Origin of the sequence: Maribacter spongiicola (assembly GCF_052119685.1) — a bacterium.
Lineage (GTDB): Bacteria > Bacteroidota > Bacteroidia > Flavobacteriales > Flavobacteriaceae > Maribacter > Maribacter spongiicola_A.
The window spans coordinates 1-3,573 of the sequence record NZ_JBGQOO010000026.1 but is presented as its reverse complement, the minus strand read 5'-3'; the positions used below and the strand labels follow the sequence as shown (position 1 = coordinate 3,573).

General features: G+C 31.5%; 4 protein-coding genes. All 4 read left to right on the top strand.

Annotated elements, in window-relative coordinates:
- Positions 1-96: 96 nt before the first annotated feature.
- The 4 genes from ACEN2N_RS18890 to ACEN2N_RS18875 all read left to right on the top strand — a co-directional run bounded on the left by ACEN2N_RS18890 (position 97) and on the right by ACEN2N_RS18875 (position 2,691).
- Positions 97-579 (top strand): hypothetical protein, encoded by a 483-nt coding sequence (locus tag ACEN2N_RS18890; protein ID WP_441825782.1) that lies wholly within the window; start codon positions 97-99, stop codon positions 577-579.
- A gap of 264 nt (positions 580-843) precedes the next feature.
- Entirely contained in the window at positions 844-1,395 is a 552-nt protein-coding gene (locus ACEN2N_RS18885; protein WP_441825781.1) for a hypothetical protein, read from the top strand.
- A gap of 525 nt (positions 1,396-1,920) precedes the next feature.
- Entirely contained in the window at positions 1,921-2,094 is a 174-nt protein-coding gene (locus tag ACEN2N_RS18880; RefSeq protein ID WP_441825780.1) for a hypothetical protein, read from the top strand.
- Positions 2,095-2,463: 369 nt separating this feature from the next.
- Positions 2,464-2,691 carry a hypothetical protein gene (locus ACEN2N_RS18875; protein ID WP_034657095.1) on the top strand — a complete coding sequence of 76 codons (228 nt, stop codon included), beginning with the start codon at positions 2,464-2,466 and terminating at the stop codon, positions 2,689-2,691.
- The last annotated feature ends 882 nt before the right edge of the window (positions 2,692-3,573 follow it).

The following is a 3,573-nucleotide window of genomic DNA, read 5'->3' as shown; positions in this document are numbered from 1 at the left end:
GAATCTATGAGCCTAGAATAATATTGTCTCAGATTAAAGAAGAATTTGTTTGTTTTTTACCTCAGTTCTTTGTTGTAAAACATTTATAAAGCAAGAATGGAGCATATAAAAATATTAGATGAATTATTAATATTCTTATCAAAAACAAATGAAAATCAATTTCCATATATAAAAAACGAGCTAGAAAAAGAATCTGATTTTTTAAAAAACATAGAAAATTCATTACTACATGCTGCTTTGCTAAAATTAGTGAAAGATGGATATGTAAATGAAGAGTCAGAGGAATATACCGACCCTTTGTTTAAAACACCAAAAATTAATTATTTTTACAAAATATCTTTTGAGGGGTTAGTTTTTATGAATCATGGCGGTTACGAAAATCTAATCCGTAAAAACCAAACATTAGAAAATTTAAGGAACGAGATGACCGAACGGCAGAACGCTCTTGAAGAGAAGCAAGTTCGTTTTCAAGGTCAGATTGTTTTTTTGACTTGGGCAATAGCACTTGGGACTCTAATTGCCGCTGTGTATTACTTTCTTGAGATTCTAAAGTTTTACGGAACTTGCTCCTGTGAGTAAAAAAACGTTTTACAACAAAACCTATACTTAATAAGGGCTTTAGTAATTTATTCATGGTAATTGTATATTTATATTGTCGCAAAATCTTTAGGATTTTGCATTGTTAAAATTTAATTCAAAACATAAAAATTTCGCTTAGTGCTATATCGATGGTAAGTTCTTGTTAAGCCCTTACTAAGCATAGCTCAAGCGTTGTAATCAATTATGAAAAACATTTTTCCCTTATTCATTCTTATTGTTTTTTTTGGTTGCTCGACTCAAAAAATGAATAACAGAAAAAGAGCTTCGGAAAATATAATATCTGAAAATGATTCTCTAATAAATGATTTTATTGAAAACACTAAATTGGAGTTAATTTCTATTCTTCCTAAATGTTATACAAGAGGTTATCCAGTATTTTCAGAAGACGAAACAGAAAGAATTGGACGTAAAACAGTTGAAAATTGCGATTATGAATCAATAATCATTAAAAACGAAGAAGGATTTAAAAATGATATTGTGAACATAAGAAACGAATATGTTGGACAAAAAGTTAAACTCAAAAAATCGGATTATAAAAAAGTACTAAGAATTCCAGATAAAAAACTGTCAGAAACTTCAGAAACTATTGTTGTTGTAGCTGACTGTTACATACCACGTCACGGACTAAATTTTTATGATTCTAGTGGAAGGCTAACAGGTTTTTTGGAGATTTGTTTTGAATGTAATCGCTATAAAACCGCAGGTGATGTTCCATTAGACATGATTGTTTTAGGAGAAGAATTGAGTTCCATAAAAAAGGTGTTTAATGAATACAACTTACTAGTGAATAACTGATTACAACAAAACCTAAACGTAATGCGGACTTTAGGCAAAACCGAAAGGTCTGTGTATATTTATGAAGTCGCTAAATCTTATGGATTTAGCTTTGGACAAGAAAAAATAAAACTAAACAATAAGCTTTAGCTTCGTGCGCAGACGGAAACGAAAAGTTTCCTTACTTCCGCACTACGCTTAGCTCAAGCGTTAGCATTTATTTAAGCACCTTATTTTATCTCGAAAACTGTAACGAATAGATTCTTTTGTATACCAATAAGAAGTAAAATTATACTCTTCTATGAAAATTGGAAAAATCTTTAAAAATATTGGATACGTATTTTTCGGAATTGGAGTGCTCGCAAGAATAGGCTCCCGCCTTACTGATGGAGAAATATCTGAAGTTCTGTCGGATTATCAATTTCTAAAATTCATTGGATTTATATTTTGGGTAATTGGATTCGCCATAAACGAAATCCTAAAAAAAAGGACTAATAATAACGTTGGGAAAAGTAAATTGGACAACCCTTCAATAAAAAATAAGCAATGAGCAAAAAAGTAAGTTCTATAACCACATTTATAATAGGAGTTATAAGTTTATTAATTACGGCTGCATTGTTATTCAACGGTCGGATGCTTATTGGCATATTTGCAGGAATTACGAGTATTCAACTTCTAAAACAAGCATTACGTAAAAAAACAAATGCTAACAAAACCTAAACGTAATGCGGACTTAAGGGCAAAACCGAAAGGTCTGTGTATATTTATAAAGTCGCTAAATCTTATGGATTTAGCTTTGGACAAGAAAAATTAAAACTAAACCAAAAGCTTTAGCTTAGTGCGCAGACGGAAACGAAAAGTTTCCTTGCCTCCGCACTACGCTTAGCCGAGCCGTTGTTACACATTTAAAAAAAATCCAAATTGAGATATTTATTCTTCATATCTACTCTTCTTTTACTTGTTAGTTGCAAGAATAATAGACTTGAATTTGATTCTAAAGAGTGGAAATCTGATAAAATTGGACACAATAATGTTAGAACGAATATGACGGAGGATTTGATTGACTCAAAATTACTAATTGGAATCAAAATGGATTCGGTTGTTAATTTACTTGGAGTTGAATATTATCCAATGAAATCTGACTTCAACAGAAAAGTACTTTTTACGATTAAAGAAAGTTATGGATTTGATATAGACCCATTGTATTCTTCTTACTTAATTGTTGAAACTGATACAATTACCAAAACAGTTCTAAACGTTGAATTTATGGAAACAGAAGATAAACGGAATTTAATAGAAAAGATGTTTACTGAATAAAAAACGTGTTACAACAATGCCTAAACGTAATGCGGAATTTTGGGCTAAATCGAAAGGTCTGTGTATATTTATAAAGTCGCAAAATCTTATGGATTTAGCTTTGGAACAAAAAAGAAAAAGCAAAACAATAAGCTTTAGCTACGTCGGCAGACGGAAACGAAAAGTTTCCTTGCCCCGCACTACGCTTAGCCGAGACCGTTGTAGCAAATATGAAAAAACTAGATTTCGATTTTATACCATTAGGAATTTCCATAATACTCATTCTAGTTTCATTAGTAGTAATTTCTACCTCCAATTATGCTCTAAGCTTAAAACATTACATCGGAATTGGATGCGTGGTGATTTCAATCTTTTTCTACTTTAAAAATAGAATGACTTACTATGTTGTTTATGGACTAACTCTTCTGGTTGGGATTTTCGGGCTTCTGGACTTTTACTATTCAACTTTCAAAGTTGGATTTGGAAGCTTCGGAATTAACCCGATTTCGGCTGGTCTTTTAATATTACATATTGCGCTAGTATTTCAAATTGTGGATAAATTGGATTCAAATAAATAATCCTTTTTAACTCTTAAATTCTCAAATTTGCGCAAAAGAAATACTTGCTACAACACAACCTAAACGTAATGCGGACTTTAGGGTTAAATCGAATGGTCTGTGTATATTTATAAAGTCGCTAAATCTTTAGGATTTAGCTTTGGATAAGAAAAATAAAACTAAACAATAAGCTTTAGCTTCGTGCGCAGACGGAAACCAAAAGTTTCCTTACTACCGCACTACGCTTAGGTACTGTGTTGAAAAACAAGTTTTTCTTTAATAATTTAGGAAACAGGTTGATTTATCAAACTGTTATCCCGCGCAGCAAGAGCTTCATGCTTTTGCT

Coding starts and splice junctions, on each gene's coding strand:
- ACEN2N_RS18890 (WP_441825782.1), top strand. CDS start 97: ATGGAGCATATAAAAATATTAGATGAATTATTAATATTCTTATCAAAA.
- ACEN2N_RS18885 (WP_441825781.1), top strand. CDS start 844: ATGAATAACAGAAAAAGAGCTTCGGAAAATATAATATCTGAAAATGAT.
- ACEN2N_RS18880 (WP_441825780.1), top strand. CDS start 1,921: ATGAGCAAAAAAGTAAGTTCTATAACCACATTTATAATAGGAGTTATA.
- ACEN2N_RS18875 (WP_034657095.1), top strand. CDS start 2,464: ATGGATTCGGTTGTTAATTTACTTGGAGTTGAATATTATCCAATGAAA.